The organism is Xanthobacter autotrophicus (genome assembly GCF_029991245.1).
Taxonomy (GTDB): domain Bacteria; phylum Pseudomonadota; class Alphaproteobacteria; order Rhizobiales; family Xanthobacteraceae; genus Xanthobacter; species Xanthobacter autotrophicus_C.
The window spans coordinates 1-16073 of sequence record NZ_JAIVFO010000003.1 but is presented as its reverse complement, the minus strand read 5'-3'; the positions used below and the strand labels follow the sequence as shown (position 1 = coordinate 16073).

The 16073-nt window shown below is 67.3% G+C and carries 11 protein-coding genes; 5 read left to right on the top strand and 6 right to left on the bottom strand.

All coding sequences use genetic code 11. The annotated features are described in order from the left end of the window. Window positions 1–184 precede the first annotated feature (184 nt). From K9U41_RS01330 to K9U41_RS01320, 3 genes are all read right to left on the bottom strand, one after another. A complete protein-coding gene (locus K9U41_RS01330; protein WP_282639051.1) occupies window positions 185–1102 on the bottom strand; it encodes a TorF family putative porin in 918 nt (305 codons plus the stop codon). 390 nt (window positions 1103–1492) lie between these two features. Next, a complete protein-coding gene (locus K9U41_RS01325) occupies window positions 1493–2374 on the bottom strand; it encodes a protease inhibitor Inh/omp19 family protein (RefSeq protein WP_282639050.1) in 882 nt (293 codons plus the stop codon). 153 nt (window positions 2375–2527) lie between these two features. Continuing rightward, entirely contained in the window at window positions 2528–3484 is a 957-nt protein-coding gene (locus K9U41_RS01320; protein ID WP_282639049.1) for a 2-hydroxyacid dehydrogenase, read from the bottom strand. 317 nt (window positions 3485–3801) lie between these two features. Between K9U41_RS01320 and K9U41_RS01315 the strand changes: the two genes are divergently transcribed. The 5 genes from K9U41_RS01315 to K9U41_RS01295 all read left to right on the top strand — a co-directional run bounded on the left by K9U41_RS01315 (window position 3802) and on the right by K9U41_RS01295 (window position 9254). Further along, window positions 3802–4878, top strand: coding sequence for an ABC transporter ATP-binding protein (locus tag K9U41_RS01315; RefSeq protein WP_282639048.1), 1077 nt, complete (start codon window positions 3802–3804; stop codon window positions 4876–4878). A gap of 126 nt (window positions 4879–5004) precedes the next feature. Beyond that, window positions 5005–6318, top strand: a complete 1314-nt coding sequence (locus K9U41_RS01310) for an ABC transporter substrate-binding protein (RefSeq protein ID WP_282639047.1) — start codon at window positions 5005–5007, stop codon at window positions 6316–6318. Between the two features lie 393 nt (window positions 6319–6711). After that, window positions 6712–7563 (top strand): carbohydrate ABC transporter permease, encoded by an 852-nt coding sequence (locus tag K9U41_RS01305; RefSeq protein ID WP_432715714.1) that lies wholly within the window; start codon window positions 6712–6714, stop codon window positions 7561–7563. A 109-nt stretch (window positions 7564–7672) separates the two neighbouring features. Further along, window positions 7673–8560 (top strand): carbohydrate ABC transporter permease, encoded by an 888-nt coding sequence (locus K9U41_RS01300; RefSeq protein ID WP_282639045.1) that lies wholly within the window; start codon window positions 7673–7675, stop codon window positions 8558–8560. A 193-nt stretch (window positions 8561–8753) separates the two neighbouring features. Next, window positions 8754–9254 carry a TIGR00645 family protein gene (locus K9U41_RS01295; protein ID WP_282639044.1) on the top strand — a complete coding sequence of 167 codons (501 nt, stop codon included), beginning with the start codon at window positions 8754–8756 and terminating at the stop codon, window positions 9252–9254. A 245-nt stretch (window positions 9255–9499) separates the two neighbouring features. Here the strand turns inward: K9U41_RS01295 and K9U41_RS01290 are convergent, their stop codons facing one another. The 3 genes from K9U41_RS01290 to K9U41_RS01280 all read right to left on the bottom strand — a co-directional run bounded on the left by K9U41_RS01290 (window position 9500) and on the right by K9U41_RS01280 (window position 16041). Next, complete coding sequence (locus K9U41_RS01290) at window positions 9500–10711, bottom strand: MFS transporter (protein ID WP_282639042.1); 1212 nt, start codon at window positions 10709–10711, stop codon at window positions 9500–9502. After that, the gene (locus K9U41_RS01285) at window positions 10708–14925 is read right to left on the bottom strand and encodes an amino acid adenylation domain-containing protein (protein ID WP_282639041.1); all 4218 of its coding nucleotides are present in this window, start codon (window positions 14923–14925) and stop codon (window positions 10708–10710) included. Before K9U41_RS01285 ends, K9U41_RS01290 begins: the two co-directional genes overlap by 4 nt. Window positions 14926–15126: 201 nt before the next feature. Next, window positions 15127–16041 (bottom strand): 3-keto-5-aminohexanoate cleavage protein, encoded by a 915-nt coding sequence (locus K9U41_RS01280; RefSeq protein ID WP_282639096.1) that lies wholly within the window; start codon window positions 16039–16041, stop codon window positions 15127–15129. Window positions 16042–16073: the final 32 nt, after the last annotated feature.

The following is a 16073-nucleotide window of genomic DNA, read 5'->3' as shown; positions in this document are numbered from 1 at the left end:
TCCGCCGGGCGCTGCCGGTTGGCGACCGAGGCCGTTGGAATACGAAGTGTCCGGGCCATGTGGGCGTCCATGCCCTCAACGGGTCGGCCCTACCACGGTGAGAGGACAAAGAAGGCGAGAGACAAAGAAAAAGGCGCCGCGCGGTTGGCGCGGCGCCTTCAGGCGTCAGGGACGCGGGTTCAGATCACTTCAGGGCGTTCAGCGAGGTCGCGAACGACAGGGTCGCAAGGAACTTGTTGCCGCAGGCGTTGACGTTGCTGATCATGAAGCCGCAATCGTCATCGCTCAGGTCGGTGCCGGAATAGCGCAGGTCGAGGGTGGCGGCCTTGTAGGTGAAGGCGACGCCCACGTTCCACCAGTTATAGCCCGGGATGGTCTGGATGTAGGTCAGGTCCGTGAAGAGGTAGCTGACCTCATAATTGTAGGCGCTGGTGGACAGCCACTGATGGCCGAACTCGCCAGAGGCATACCAGCCGAAGGCTTCGCCGGGGCCGAAGGAGGGGAGCGGAACCTTCACGGTCCCCGAAAGGGCGGTGCCGTCCGTGCCGGTGGAAGCGAAGTCGCTGGTCCAGTAGAGGTTCAGGCCGAGGGTCAGCCAGGGCGCGACCGTGTAGGTCGGCTTGGCATAGATTTCCCAGTAGTTGAAGTCGCTGGAGCCGGGTCCGGTGTTCAGGCCGGTGAACGGGTCAAGGCTGGAGCTGCTGCCGGGATAGGTGTAGTAGACCGCGCCGACGTCGAGGCCGAAGTTGCCCCAGGTGTGGCGCAGGCCGCCCGCGAAATCGACTTCCAGCGAGCTGTTGCCGTTGCTGTAGCCCAGGCCGTCAATGGTGGTGTTCACCCAGTTCTGGTTGGACGCCCACACGTTGAAGTACACCCAGTCGAACAGCTGCAGCTCGACGAAGCCCTGGATGGCGGGGTTATTGTTGGTCTGGCTGATACCGCGGAAGAGGTAGTCCGACGTACCGGTCACGCCGAAGGCGATATCCCAGAGCGGAGCCACGGGAGCCGGAACAGCCTTCGCCGGCATCGGCGAGCTGAGGTCGGCCGCGTTAGCGGCTCCGGCCAGGAGCAGAGAGGCGGCAACGACTGCAAACTTCTTCATAACGGTACCCCGCAGCGATTTAGATTGATAAAAATCAGGTTGCTGCCTCATGTCCAATGGGAAAATTCAGGCAGCAGTTGCTACCCAATTGGGCAAACCCGCATGAATGCTGGATTTCTGTGTTGCGAAGATGCAACGCACTCCGGTGAAACGGCTATGGCACCGGTTCCTGACACGAAAAACATATGACGCTGGAGGACTTTGAAGGCCCCTGAAAAGGTATCTTAATACGCCATGCCCTGGCCGGTGACGCGTCGGCGCCACAGCGAGTCGCTGCGGACGGGGGGTATCCGGAAAGCGGATCTTAAGACGGGTTCCAGCTGCTGCCAGGACCGGGCGCCGCGCGGGCTTGGCCCATGGCCCATGAGACCCGCTCATGGGCCGGTGATATCAGGGCCGGCTCATGAGCAGCGGCCGGCCACGCTCCGGGGTCCGTGCCCAGCCCCCGTCTTCCTGCCGCGCGAAGCGGATCACGGCGGTGTCGGTGTCGCCCCGCACCAGGATATTGCCGCCCTCGATGTCCCACGCCACGGGGCCGAAGCGCAGCAGCGCCGCATCGCACCCCGACGCGATGGCGAGCGCCTTGCCATTACCCTTGGTTGCGGGCTGGTCCAGCAGGGTCCAGCGGCACACCGGCGTGCCCGCCTGCCGGGCGAGGTCCCATTCGCCCACGACCTCTTCCACCTTGATCCCGGTGTCCTCGTCGGCGGCCGCCGGATTGGCGAGGAAATAGACCCCGTCGCCTTCCCTGAGCGCTTCGTAGCTGCCGTTGGTGGCTTCCGTGAACTCCGCCACGGTGCGGCCCTGGGCGTTGAGCAGGCGCAGGGAGCCGGAGGGGTCGGGCAGCCAGGCTGCCACCTGCGCGGAAAAGCCGATGATGGCGCAGGCCTGCCGATCAAACTCCACCGCAAGCCCCGGTCCGGCAGGCTCCGCCTTCAGCGCGAAGGGACAGGACCGAGAGCCGTCGGCGTTGGCCAGCCGAAACGGTGCGGCGAGCCGCGCACCGGCGTCCCGCACCGCGGGATCGAGCCGCGGAGGGGCCGGCGGACGCGGCGCCGCAGCAGGCGCTGTGGGGCCGGACGGCGGCGCATCGCCACGCTGCGCCAGCTGGGCGCCGGCCAGGACCGGACCCATGCCCGCGCCGACGGCGTCGGCGCGCACCTGAGTGACGCGCACCTGAGTGGCACGCTCGTGGGTGGCACCCGGCTGCGTGGCGCCCATCTGCGCGCCCAGCACCAGCATCGCCGCAAGACCCATATGCCGTCGAGCCATCCTGCCCTCGATGCCGAACACGAGCCCAAACGCTACCACTTTCGGGGTGCCGGTTCACCCCCCGGCGCGAGAGCGCGATCGCGGTCCGGTGACCCGCGTCCGCCAGACAGACCACACGCCCTTCCAGGCCCGGACGGGCCGCCGAAACGCGCTTCACGCCTTCGGCCAGGGGGTCTCCGCCACCGGGGTCAGCGGCCCCTTGCCGTCCATGACGGCAAGGATGTTGTCCACCACCAGCTGGCCCATGGCGGCACGGGTATGGTGCGTCGACGAGCCCACGTGCGGCAGCAGCACCACGTTGTCGAGGCCGAAGAAGGCCTCCGGAACATGGGGCTCCTGCTCGAACACATCGAGGCCGGCGGCCAGGAGGGCCCGGGATTGCAGCGCGTCGAGCAGCGCCGCCTCGTCCACCACGGTGCCGCGGGCAACGTTGATGAGAATGCCGTCCGGCCCCAGCGCGGCGAGCACGGCCGCATCCACCAGATGACGGGTGGCGGCCCCGCCGGGCACGATGACCACCAGCACGCTCACGTCGCGAGCCATGTCGAGCAGGCTCGCGTAATAGGGCCGGTCCACGTCCGGCTGCTGGCGCCGGCTGTGGTAGGCGACCGGCACCCCAAAAGCGTCCAGCCGCCGGGCGATGGCCTTGCCGATGCGGCCCATGCCGACGATGCCCACGGTGCGCCCGCGCAAGGTCGGCCCGAGCGGATAGGCCCCCTTCAGCCAGCGGCCGTCGCGCACGAAGCGGTCGGCCTGGGGGATCTGCCGCACGGTGGCGAGCAGCAGGCCGAGGGTGAGATCCGCCACCTCCTCGTTCAGTACATCGGGCGTGTTGGTGACAATCACGCCGCGCCGGGCGGCGGCGACCGCATCCACCGTATCGTAGCCGACGCCGAAATTGCCCACGATCCGCAGATTGGGCAGGCGCGCCATCAGCGCCTCGTCCACCCGCCCCTTGCCGCGCGTGGCAAGGGCGCACACCGCGCCGGCGGTGGCGTCGGAAAGCCCGTCCAGGGGTAGGAGGTCGAAGCGGGCGGCGAGCTGGCGCTCCACCACCTCCTCCATCACGGGGCCGGTCAGGAGGACGGCGGGGCGGGCTTGATCGGTCATGGCAGGTCTCTGTTCCCACTGGCGGATCTGGCCCAGGACCCATGCCGAGGGCCAGGGAAACGGTCGCAAGGTATCCCGGCGCCGGCCGGGTGCAACCCCTGTTTAGCCCCATCGCACGGGGGCGTTCAATGAAAGTTCAATCGTTTTAAATTCCCTCTTGATCCCGGCTGCGGCTTTCACCATGATCGCGCCGCGTCACGAAACGGGCGTAAGGTTCCCCAAAGGGACCCAAGAAACAGAATGAAGATCACGCGCGACGTTGAAGGCGGACGGATATCCGCCCGGCGCGCTGGCGAACACGAGGGAGAGGACGCTTCATGGCGACCGTGGACATTCGCGGTGTGAAGAAGGCCTATGGCGCGACGGCTGTCATCCACGGGGTGGATGTCAGCATTCGCGACGGCGAATTCGTGGTGCTCGTGGGACCTTCCGGCTGCGGAAAATCCACCCTCCTGCGGATGATCGCGGGGCTCGAGAACATTACCGGCGGCCAGATCCTCATCGGCAACCGCGTCATCAACGAAATGCCGCCGAAGGAACGGGACATCGCAATGGTGTTCCAGAACTACGCGCTCTACCCCCACATGACGGTGGGGGCCAACATGGGCTTCTCCCTCAAGCTGCGCAAAGCGCCCCAGGAAGAGATCGATTCGCGGGTCAAGCGCGCGGCGGAGATCCTCAACCTCACGAAGCTGCTCGACCGCTACCCCCGCCAGCTCTCCGGCGGCCAGCGCCAGCGCGTCGCCATGGGCCGCGCCATCGTGCGCGACCCGCAGGTGTTCCTGTTCGACGAGCCGCTCTCCAACCTCGACGCCCAGCTGCGCGTGCAGATGCGCACCGAGATCAAGGAATTGCACCAGCGGCTGAAGACCACCACGGTCTACGTCACCCACGACCAGATCGAGGCCATGACCATGGCCGACAAGATCGTGGTGATGCACGACGGCATCGTGGAGCAGATCGGCGCCCCGCTCGACCTCTACGACAAGCCCGCCAACCAGTTCGTGGCCGGCTTCATCGGCTCGCCCTCCATGAACTTCGTCAGGGGCAAGGTGCGCCTTGGCCTGGACCCGCGGCTGGTGACGGACAGCGGCGTCGAGATGCCCCTGCCCGCCGCGCCCGGCCTCACCGACGGCCAGGCGGTGGTCTACGGCCTTCGGCCCGAGCACATCCGGCTCGATGCCCAGGGTGTGCCGGCCACGGTGGTGGTGACCGAGCCCACCGGCTCGGAAATCCTCGTGGTGGCGCGCCTCGGCGAGGCTGGCCAGAAGGGCCAGGAAATCACCTGCCTGTTCCGCGAGCGCCTATCCTTCGCCCCCGGCGAGGTGATCCACATTGCACCGCAACCCGGCCTCACACATCTTTTTGACGAGGCCACCGGCCAGCGCCTCTGACACACTCAAGCCTGTCACACTCAGGACGGCAGCAAAGACGGCCCGGCGACGCCAATCTACAATGCCAGGGCCGCACCAGAACTGCCCGCACGCCAGAATAAACGCATCTTCACGGGAGGAAGACACATGACCCTTTCCAGACGCGACGTGCTCATGGGCGGCGCCGGTCTCGCAGCCGGCAGCATGGCCCTGCCCTTCCTGGGCGGCACGCCGGCCCTCGGCCAGTCCATGCCCAAGTTCGAGCCGGAACCCGGCGCCTCCCTGCGCCTCCTGCGCTGGTCGCCCTTCGTGAAGGGCGAGGAGGATGCCTGGATCGCCAATACCAAGAAGTTCACCGAGGCCACCGGCATCGAGGTGCGCATCGACAAGGAAAGCTGGGAGGACATCCGTCCCAAGGCCGCCGTGGCCGCGAACGTGGGCTCCGGCCCCGACATGGTCTGGGTCTGGTTCGACGATGCCCAGCAGTATCCCGACAAGCTGCTCGACGTGACCGACCTCGCCCAGGGCCTTGCCGCGAAGTACGGCGGCTACTATCCGGGCAACGAGGTCTATGCCCAGGTCAACAAGCGCTTCGTCGCCCTGCCGCTGGCTACCATCGGCAACGCGGTGGTCTATCGCGACAGCTGGGTGAAGCAGGCCGGCTTCAGCGAGTTCCCCAAGGACACCAAGGGCCTGCTGGAGCTGGGCAAGGCGCTCAAGGCCATCAACCACCCCATGGGCTTCACGCTGGGCCACGGGGTCGGCGACGGCAACAATTACTGCCACTGGATCCTGTGGAGCCATGGCGGCCGCATGGTCGACGAGAACGGCAAGGTGGTGCTCAACTCGCCGGAGACCGTCGCCGGCCTGCGCTACGCCGCCGAACTGTACAAGACCTTCATTCCCGGCACCGAGAGCTGGCTCGACGTGAACAACAACCGCGCCTTCATCGCCGGCGACCTGGCGGTGACGGCGAACGGCGTGTCGGTCTATTACGCGGCGGCCAACGATCCCAAGCTCGCCGACATGGCGGCGGACATGCGGTCCACCAACTTCCCCATCGGGCCGGTGGGCAAATCGGTGGAACTGCACCAGACCACGCAGGCCTGCATCTTCAAGTACACCAAGTATCCGAAGGCGGCGCAGGCCTACCTGTCCTTCATGTTCGACGCGCCGCAGTACAACGCCTGGCTGACCGGCGCGAGCGCCTATTGCTGCCAGACGCTGAAGGCGTTCGCCAGCAACCCGGTGTGGACCTCCAAGCCCATCCACGCCGCCTATTCCAGGGCCTCCGATACCCTCCAGCCCAACGGCTATGCCGGTCCGCTCGGGCCCAAGTCGGCGGCGGCCATGGCGGACTGGATCGTGGTGGACATGGTGGCGGAAGCCTCCACCGGCCAGCGCACCCCGGAAGACGCCGCCAAGCGCGCCCAGCAGCGCGCCGAGCGCATCTACCGCTGAGGCGGGGAGCCTTTCTCCTCGGCGGCCTGCCTCTCCCGCCCGAAGCCGGACGGTTCCGGCTTCGGTTCCCTTGGGAGCCCCCCTTGGGAGCATCCCTTTGGGAGCATCCCTTTGGGAGCATCCGCTGGGAGCGAACCCGGCAAGGCGGGAGCGGGCGTTGAGGTGCGCCCCCTCCCACCCCTCCCCCGCAAGCGGGAGAGGGCTTTCCCCGAAACGCTGAGGCGGCTGGCCAAAAGCCGCGCCGCTGTCCCCTTCCCGCGAAGGGGAGCGGCCAGAAGCAAAGACCCTCCGGAGATCCCTTCCATGGCCAACGTCACTGCGACCGAGCCGTCCCCCTCACGGTCCTTCTGGGCCGGCATCGGCCAGGGCCGGCATGTGATCGGCATCCTCTTCATGCTGCCGGCCGCCGTGTTCCTGCTGTTCTTCCTCACCTATCCGCTGGGGCTCGGCGTCTGGCTCGGCTTCACCGACACGCGGATCGGTAGCCCCGGTGTCTTCATCGGCCTGGAGAACTACGCGTCGCTCATGGGCGACAGCCTGTTCTGGCTGGTGGTGTTCAACACCATCCTCTACACGGTCGCGGCCTCGATCCTGAAGTTCGCGCTCGGCCTGTGGCTGGCGCTGCTCCTGAACGAGAACATGCCGTTCAAGGCCTTCTTCCGCGCCGTGGTGCTGCTGCCGTGGGTGGTGCCCACCGTGCTCTCGGCCATCGCCTTCTGGTGGATCTTCGACAGCCAGTATTCGATCATTTCCTGGGCGCTCATCAAGATGGGGCTGATCTCCGCGCCCATCAACTTCCTCGGCGACGTGGCCAACGCCCGCGCCTCGGTGATCGCCGCCAATGTGTGGCGCGGCATCCCCTTCGTCGCCATCTCGCTGCTGGCCGGCCTGCAGACCATCTCGCCCTCGCTCCACGAGGCGGCGACGCTGGACGGCGCCACCAACTGGCAGCGCTTCCGCTACATCACGCTGCCCATGCTCTCGCCCATCATCGCGGTGGTGATGACCTTCTCGGTGCTGTTCACCTTCACCGACTTCCAGCTCATCTACGTGCTGACCCGCGGCGGGCCGCTGAACTCTACCCACCTGATGGCGACGCTCTCCTTCCAGCGCGCCATTCCCGGCGGCTCGCTGGGCGAGGGCGCGGCCATCGCGGTGGCCATGATCCCGTTCCTGCTGGGGGCCATCCTGTTCAGCTATTTCGGCCTGCAGCGCCGCAAGTGGCAGCAGGGCGGAGCCGACTGATGGCGACGCCCCGCCCGGCCGGCACCGGCCCCTCCCGACCCTTCCTTTCCCCGACCCTCACCCGCATGCGGGTGAGGGAAAGCGCCGCGCCCGCGTCGAGGACAACGCCATGACCCACGCTCCCGAACAGATGACCGATAATTCCACGGGCATGAGCTATCTCGACAGCCTGCCCCGGCGGCTCGTCACAGTCATCCTGCCGCTGCTCGTGTTCGTCTTCGTGCTGCTGTTCCCGTTCTACTGGATGGCGATCACGGCCATCAAGCCGAACTACCAGCTCACGGACTACAACAATTATTCGCCGCTCTGGGTGGTGGAGCCGACGCTTGAGCACATCAAGTATCTGCTGTTCGAGACCTCCTATCCGAGCTGGCTGTGGAACACCATCTACATCTCGGTGGCGGCCACCATCATCTCGCTGGTGACCTCGGTGTTCGCCGCCTATGCCATCGAGCGGCTGCGGTTCAACGGGTCGCGCTGGGTCGGCCTCGGCATCTTCCTCGCCTATCTGGTACCGCCCTCCATCCTGTTCATCCCGCTCGCCATCATGATCTTCGGGCTCGGGATCTACGACACCAAGCTCGCCCTCATCCTCACCTACCCCACCTTCCTGGTGCCGTTCTCCACCTGGCTGCTCATGGGCTATTTCCGCTCCATCCCGTTCGAGCTGGAGGAATGCGCCCTGGTGGACGGCGCCTCGCGCTGGCAGATCCTCATCAAGGTGCTGCTGCCGCTCTCGGTGCCGGGGCTGATCTCGGCGGGCATCTTCTCCTTCACCCTGTCGTGGAACGAGTTCATCTACGCGCTCACCTTCATCCAGTCGTCGGAGAACAAGACCGTGCCGGTGGGCGTGCTCACCGAGCTGGTGCGCTCGGACGTGTATGAATGGGGCTCGCTGATGGCCGGCGCGCTGCTGGGCTCGCTGCCGGTGGTGATCCTCTACTCCTTCTTCGTGGACTATTACGTGTCGTCCATGACCGGAGCGGTGAAGGAATAGGACCCATCGCCGCGGGGACCCCCGGCCACCTTGGCATCGGCGGTCCCCGCGGCCGGCAAAGCTGCCCCTGCGAAGCTTTGCCCGCTTGCCCTTCGGCCGCGACCGTGGCACCCCTTTGGGCCTTGCTGCAGCGCGGCACCACGCGGGCCTCGGGTCGAGGTCTCCCGCGGGCAAGGACGGAGGGGTTGGGACGATGCTGGAACGTGCGATCGAGTCGGTGCTCTTCCGCAGCCGCTGGATCATGGCGCCGTTCTATCTCGGCCTCGTCATCTCCCTGCTGGTGCTGCTGTTCAAGTTCGGCAACGAGCTGCTGCATTTCGTGACGCACGCCACCGGCGCCACCGAGAGCGATACCATCCTCGGCATCCTCGCCCTGGTGGACCTGACGCTGACCGGCAACCTGGTGCTGATCGTCATCTTCTCGGGCTACGAGAACTTCGTCTCCAAGATCGATCCCGAAGGCCACCCCGACTGGCCGGAATGGATGACGCGGGTGGATTTCACCGGCCTCAAGCAAAAGCTGCTGGCCTCCATCGTCGCCATTTCCGCGATCCAGCTGCTGAAGGCCTTCATGAACCTTGACAAGGGGATGAACGAGAACACGCTGATGTGGCTCGTCATCATCCATGTGGTGTTCGTGGGGTCGAGCCTCGTCCTGGCCTGGTCCGACAAGCTCTCGAACAACAAGCACTGATACCCCCTAGTCCTTGAGCTTGGCTCATGGGCCCTTGGCCAAGCCCGCGCGGCGTTTGAGCGTCACCCTCTTGGCATCGGTCAAAGGCCGAGGCCGATGGTATAAGGCACGCGGCGCCCGGCTCCGGCCGTCGCCGGAACCGGTGTCAAGATCCACAATTCGGAAACGCCCGAGGTGTGGATCAAACCCGCTTCAGTGCCGGTCAAAGGCCGGAGCCGTTGGCATGAGAAGACACCCGGACGCGGTCAGTCGGGCGTCCCGGCTGTGGTCCCGCCCGAGCCCGCCACGGTCATCGCCAGCGCGGCTCCCGCCATCAGCCCTGCCGCCAGCATCACCGGCAGGGCCTGCCCCAGCCCGCCCAGGGCGCCAGAGATCACCGACGAAATCCCCCACCCCATGGCCGCCGCCGACCCGACCATGCCCAGGATCCAGCCCTGCCGATCCGGGGGCACGCGATCCGACAGCATGGTCACGATGGAGGGATAGGCGATGTTGACCGTGATGCCGGCAATCAGCGCCGCCGCGTAGGCCTGGTAGGCCGAGCCCAGCAAAAGGCACGCCACCATGGTCGCCGCGTTCAAGCCAAGGCCGGCCACGGCGAGGCTGCGCATGCCGAAGCGTTCGGAGAGGGCCGGCTGCACCAAGGCGTTGGAGATGCAGAACCCGATCCCCATGATGGACATGAAGGCGCCCACCTGGTGCAGGCTCAGCCGCAGGCCGGGCGCGGCCATCAGATAGACCGAGACGAAGACGAAAAAACTGCCCCACGCCACCTGCATCAGCAGGAAGCCGCCGAGGATGCCGCGCACCGCTTTGTCGCCCGCCGCCTCGCGGAAGCAGCGTACCCCTTCGAAGAGGGAGATGGTGGACCAGTCCACCTTGCGCCCGGGCTTGTCCTCTTCCCGGTAGCCGGTCCACAGCAGCACCAGGGCGACGAGCGTCAGCGCCGTGCACAGGTGCAGCGGCGCGGAGAAGGAGATGGTCGACAGGCCGGACGCCACCACCGGGCCGAGCACGAAGCCCAGCGAGGAGAACAGCATGCTGTAACTCAGCAGCCGCGCCTTGTTGCTGCCCGTATCCACCAGCGCCGCCTGGGCCGTGGGCTGGGCGGCGGCGGTGGCGCCGCCGATGAGCCGGCCGAGGAACAGCAGCGGCAGCAGGTGCAGGTCGATGGCGAGGCCGGCCAGAAGATTGCCCAGCAGCACGCCGGCCCCGCACAGCAACAGCACCGGGCGGCGGCCCCACTGGTCCGACAGGCGCCCCAGCACCGGCGCCATGTACAGCATCAGGAAGACATAGGTCGCCACCAGCAGCCCGCTGACGAAATTGCGCAGGGGCAGCGACGCCTCCGGCAGGAACACCAGCGTCGCAGGATCGATCAGCAGCGGCCCGAGCAGCGGGATGATGACCGTCGCGCTGATGGAATCCACCAGGATCAGCAGATAAAGCGCGATCATGCCGGCGCGGTGACCGGCGCGGCGACAGGATCGTGGAGGTGCGCCTTCAGGCTCTCCCGCATCCGGTCGGCGAGGCCGCGGATCGTCTCTTCCCTGTAGTTGACGGACGAGTACTGGAACCGCACCTGAAGCTTGCCCTCATGGATGACGGCGACCAGATACAGCCAGAAGTCGGCCGGGTTGTCGGCGAAGGCGTGGTTCTTGAGGTACAGCAGCTCGTCTTCCGGCTTCTCGAATACCGCGCCGTGGAAGCTGGCGTCCCAGGTCTCGCCGAAGAAATTGTACAGGATCTTGACCTGGTCCTGCACCGCCAGCTCCGCCCCGCGCGGATGATAGGCGCGCAGCGCGCCATGGGCGATGCCGTGCCGGGGCATGGCGTGCAGCTGGCCGGCCACGTCCGCAAGGCTACCCGACAGCACGATGGGCGTATGGGTGGTGAACCAGCCGCAGATGCGGGTGGGATCGACCCCCTCCACCACCGGCTCGCGCCCGTGGCCCACCACATGCAACATCAGGCGATCCTGCCCCGAAGCCTCCACCAAAGCGGCGGCGACGCGCTCGTAGGGATTGTGCGGCGTCTCCTCCAGCATCACGCTCTGGAAGGTGACGATGTCCCGCTGCCGGGCGCCGGGCTGGTCGCTGTCGGGGGTGAAGGTCGGGCCTTGCTGCTCGAGCCAGTAGGGGAATTGCGCCTCCGCCTCGGGGGTGGCGGCGTAGCGGATGAGGCCTTCCACCCACGCCTTGTAGGTACCGCCTGCCGGCGCCAGCGGCTGGCCTAGATAGGCCCGCTGCAGGTCCGTCACCACCGCGCCCCAGGAGAGGCCGTCGGTCACCAGATGGTGGCAGATGAGCACCAGGCGCTGGCCCTCTTCGGTCGTGAACAGGCCGGCGCGCATGATCGGGCCCTGCGCGATGTCGATGGTCTCCTGCATCTGCGCCGCCCGCGCGGCCACCTCGGCCAGCGGGATGTCGGCGCACTCCAGCGGCACCTCGATGCCGGTTTCCACATAATACTGCCGGCCGTCATGGAACCTCAGGCGCAGGGCGTCGTGGTGCGCCACCAGCGTCTTCAGGGCTTCGCGCAGCCGCTCCGGCTCCAGCGCGCAGCGGAACACGGCGGAGACGTTGAACTGCTGCGGCCGCTCGCTCGCCCAGCTGAAATAATAGCGCTGCATGGGCGACAGCGGCTCGTCGCCGGTGGCCTCGCCCGCATCCACCGCCCGCACCGGGGCAAGGCCCTGCACCAGCTCGGCGATGGTGGGGGTGCGCTGGAGCGCGGTGGGATCGAGCGGCAGCCCCACCTCCCGCGCCTTGATGCCGAGCTGCACCGCCAGCAGCGAATCGCCGCCCAGCGCGTAGAAATTGTCGTGGATGCCGACCGGCTCATGCTTCAGCACCGCCTGCCAGATGTCCACCAGCGCCGCCTCGGTCTCGGTGCGCGGCGGCACGTAGGGCAGTTCGCCCGGCATCTGCGCCACGTCGGGACGGGGCAGGGCCTTGCGGTCCACCTTGCCGTTGGCCGAGAGCGGGATGCGCTCCAGCGGCACGAACACCCGCGGGATCATGTAATAGGGCAGCTTGTCCTGCAGGGCGGCGCGCATCTCGGCGGCGTCCAGCGCGCCCTCCAAGACCACATAGGCCACCAGGAACTTGCCCTTGCGGTTGGGCTGGTCCTGCCCATCCACAATGGCGGCCTTCACGCCGGGCAGGGCCTCGATGGCGCCCTCGATCTCGCCCAGCTCCACCCGGAAGCCGTTCACCTTCACCTGGAAGTCGGCGCGGCCGAGGAATTCCACCTGGCCGTCGGGCAGCCAGCGGCCGAGGTCGCCGGTGTAATAGATGCGCTCGCCGGTGGCCGGATAGGTGATGAAGGCGGCGTCAGTCTTCTCCGGATCGTGCCAGTAGCCCCGCGCAAGGCAGACGCCGCCCATGAAGATCCGTCCCGGCATGAAGGGCGGGCAGGGGTTGAGACCGGGATCAAGCACCAGCATCTTCTGGTTGGGCATGGCCCGGCCATAGGGGATGGTGGTCCAGATCGGGTCCACCGCGCCGATGCGGTACCAGTTGGAGAAGATGGAGGTCTCGGTGGGGCCGCCGATGCTCCAGATCACCGCGCCGGGGGCGAGCGGGCGCATGCGGTCCGGCAGGTCGGTGGGGATCTTGTCGCCGCCCATCATGAACACGCGGATGGAGGGCAGCGCCTCGCCCGACTGCACCCACATGTCCACATACATGGGCACGCTCAGCCAGATGGTGGCCTGATGGCGGCGCACCAGCTCCACCCAGTGCGGCGGCTCCAGGTGCCGGTCCTCGTCCGGGATCACCACGCCGGCACCGGCGGAGAGCATGCCGAAGATGTCATAGACCGAGAGGTCGAAGCTGAAATCGGACAGCTGCAACGAGCGGTCGCCCGGCCCGACGCCGTGCTCCGCATTGGCGTTGCGCAGGCTGTTCATGACGGAGAAATGGGTCAGCGTCACGCCCTTGGGCTTGCCGGTGGAGCCGGAGGTGAACAGCACGTAGCAGATGTCGCCGATATCGTTGACGGACGGCAGCCGGGTGTCCGGCTCGTCCGCCCACAAAGCGGCGTCATCCACGGCGAGGCCGGGGCGGCCGAGGCGGTCCAGCACGCGCTGCTGGCTCAGCACGATATCCACCTCGCCCTGCGCGTTCACGGCGTCCATGCGCTCGGGCGGCCAGGCGGCATTGATGGGCAGGTAGCCGGCGCCCGCCTTCAGGATGGCCATGCAGGCCACCGCCTGCTCCCAGCCCTTCTCCATCATCACCGCGACCAGGGTGTTGGGCTTCACCCCCCGCCGGCGCAGGCCGTGGGCGATGCGGTTGGTCAGGCGCTCCATCTCGCCATAGGTCACCACCCGCTCGCGCATCAGCAGCGCGGGGGCCTCCGGCTGGCGCTCGGCCCAGTCGGAGAAGGCGTCGTGGAGCAGTTGCAGATCGGGACGGGGCGCCGGCGGCGGCGTCCACTCGGTCTCGATCCGCTGCACCTCCGCCTCGGTGGCGAGCTTCAGCTTCGACAGTGGCGCGTCCGGCTGGGCGCTCACCGCATCGGCGAGCAGGGAGAGGTGGGCGGCCAGTTCCTCGGCGAAGCGGCGGGTAAACTGGGCGGCCTGGTATTGCAGCCGCACGTCCAGCCGCTCGCCCTCGGCGAAGGCGAGGAACAGGAGGTCGTTCTGGCAATCCACCGTCTCCAGCGGCAGCGGGGTGCCCAGCGCGAACGGCCACAGGGGCTTGGCCCAGGAGACGGAGACGTTGGGCAGCTGGATGCCGTCGGACGGGCGCGCCTTGCGCAGGCCGGCGATGACCTCCTGGAACGACAGGCGGTCATGTTCGCGGGTGGCGCGGCGCTGCTCCTGCACCTGCTGCACCAACTGGGCGAAGGTCAGCTCCGGCGTGAAGCTGGCGGTGGCGATGAGCGTGTTGACGAAGGAGCCCATGGAGCGCGCGAACGGCTTGCCGCGCAGGTCCGTGGGATAGAGCACCGCCACCATTTCCTGCTCGGTGTAGCGGTGGATCAGCGCCTGGATCAGCGCCAGCGTGGTGATGAACGGGCTGACATTCATCTGCGGCAGGCGCAGCGAGAAATAGAGATTGCCGTCCTTCTCGCCCTGGTAGCTCTCGCGCCGCGTCGGCAGGCCGGCGTGGAAATCGGACTGGGCCAGCGCCTCGACCCAATAGGCGCGGTCCGCCTCGTGGTCGGGGCTTTCCAGATAGGCGCGCTCGTGGGCGTCCCACGCCGCCGGGCCGGGGCCGGGTTCAAGCACCGCCTCGCCGTGATAGCGGGCGCCGACCTCCTCCATCAGCAGCATGATGGAGCCGCCGTCGAGCACCATGTGGCTGCCGTTGAGGACGAAGATGTCGCCGCACAGCACGAAGCGGAACAGCGGCCCGTTCGCCACGTCGAACGGCTGGGTGATGGCCCAGTCCCAGCTGTCGGAGCGCTCCAGCACCCGCGCCGGGGTGTCCAGCACCACCTGGTAGGGCTTGCCATCCACCTCGCGGATCACCGAGCGCAAAGCGGGGTGCGCGGCGATGGTGGCGCGCAGGGCCTGCTCCAGCCGGTCGGGGTCCACGTCGGGGTTCAGGCGATAGACGAACGGCACGAAATAGGCCGAGCTGTCCGGTGCCCGCTTGCATTCCAGCCAGATGCGCTGGGTGACGACGGCAAGCGGAATCGGGGCCGTGGCGACGTTCATCGAGGTGTTCCCGATGTTGGCGCGCAGCGCGGCCGCGCGGAGATTGGATGGGGCAGGCGGCGGGGCGGGTGCCGGATTGAGGCAGGAAATCGGCGTTCAATCAAGTGGCCAAGCTCGCGTTCCGCGCCCCATCCGGCTCACTTTCAGAGCCGCTCTCGGGCCAGCCGGGCCGGTGCCGGTGGAAACCGGCACCGGGGTAGGTCAGATGTTGGTCTTGTCGGCGCCCTTCAGCTCCAGGATCTGGCGGGCCTCGTCGGGGGAGGCGACCTGAAGGCCCAGGCCCTCGATGATCTTCACCGCCAGCTTCACCTGGTCGGCGTTGGAGGTGGCCAATTTGCCGCGCCCGGCCCACAGGGAATCCTCCAGCCCCACGCGGATATTGCCGCCCATGGAGGCGGCCATGGCGGCAATGGGCAGCTGGTTGCGCCCCGCCCCCAGCACGGACCAGCGATACTTGTCGCCGAACAGCCGGTCGCAGGTACGCTTCATGTGCATCACGTCCTCCGGATGGGGGCCGATGCCGCCCAGCAGGCCGAACACCGACTGCACGAACAAAGGCGGCTTCACCAGCCCGCGGTCGAGGAAGTGGGCGAGGTTGTAGAGATGCCCGATGTCGTAGCACTCGAACTCGAAGCGCGTGCCGTTATCGTAGCAGGTGGAGAGGATGTATTCGATATCCTTGAAGGTGTTGCGGAAGACGAGGTCGCGCGTGTTCTCCAGATGCGCCTTCTCCCACGGGTGCTTGAACTCCTTGTACTTGTCGGCGAGGTGGAACAGGCCGAAATTCATGGAGCCCATGTTGAGGGAGGCCACCTCCGGCTTAAAGGTGGCGGCGGGCAGCACGCGCTCCTCCACCTTCATGTAGGGGCTGCCGCCGGACGTGATGTTGATGACCGCGTTGGTCGCCTGCTTGATGCGCGGCAGGAAGCGGGCGAAGCCTTCCGGCGTCTGGTCCGGCTGGCCGGTCTCCGGGTTGCGGGCGTGCAGGTGCAGGATCGCCGCGCCGGCCTCCGCCGCCGCAAGGGCCTCGGTGACGATCTCGTCCGGGGTGATGGGCAGATGGGGCGACATGGTGGGGGTGTGGATCGCCCCCGTGATGGCGCAGGTGATCACCACCTTGCGGGAGGCGGTGGAGGGGGCCTTGGGGG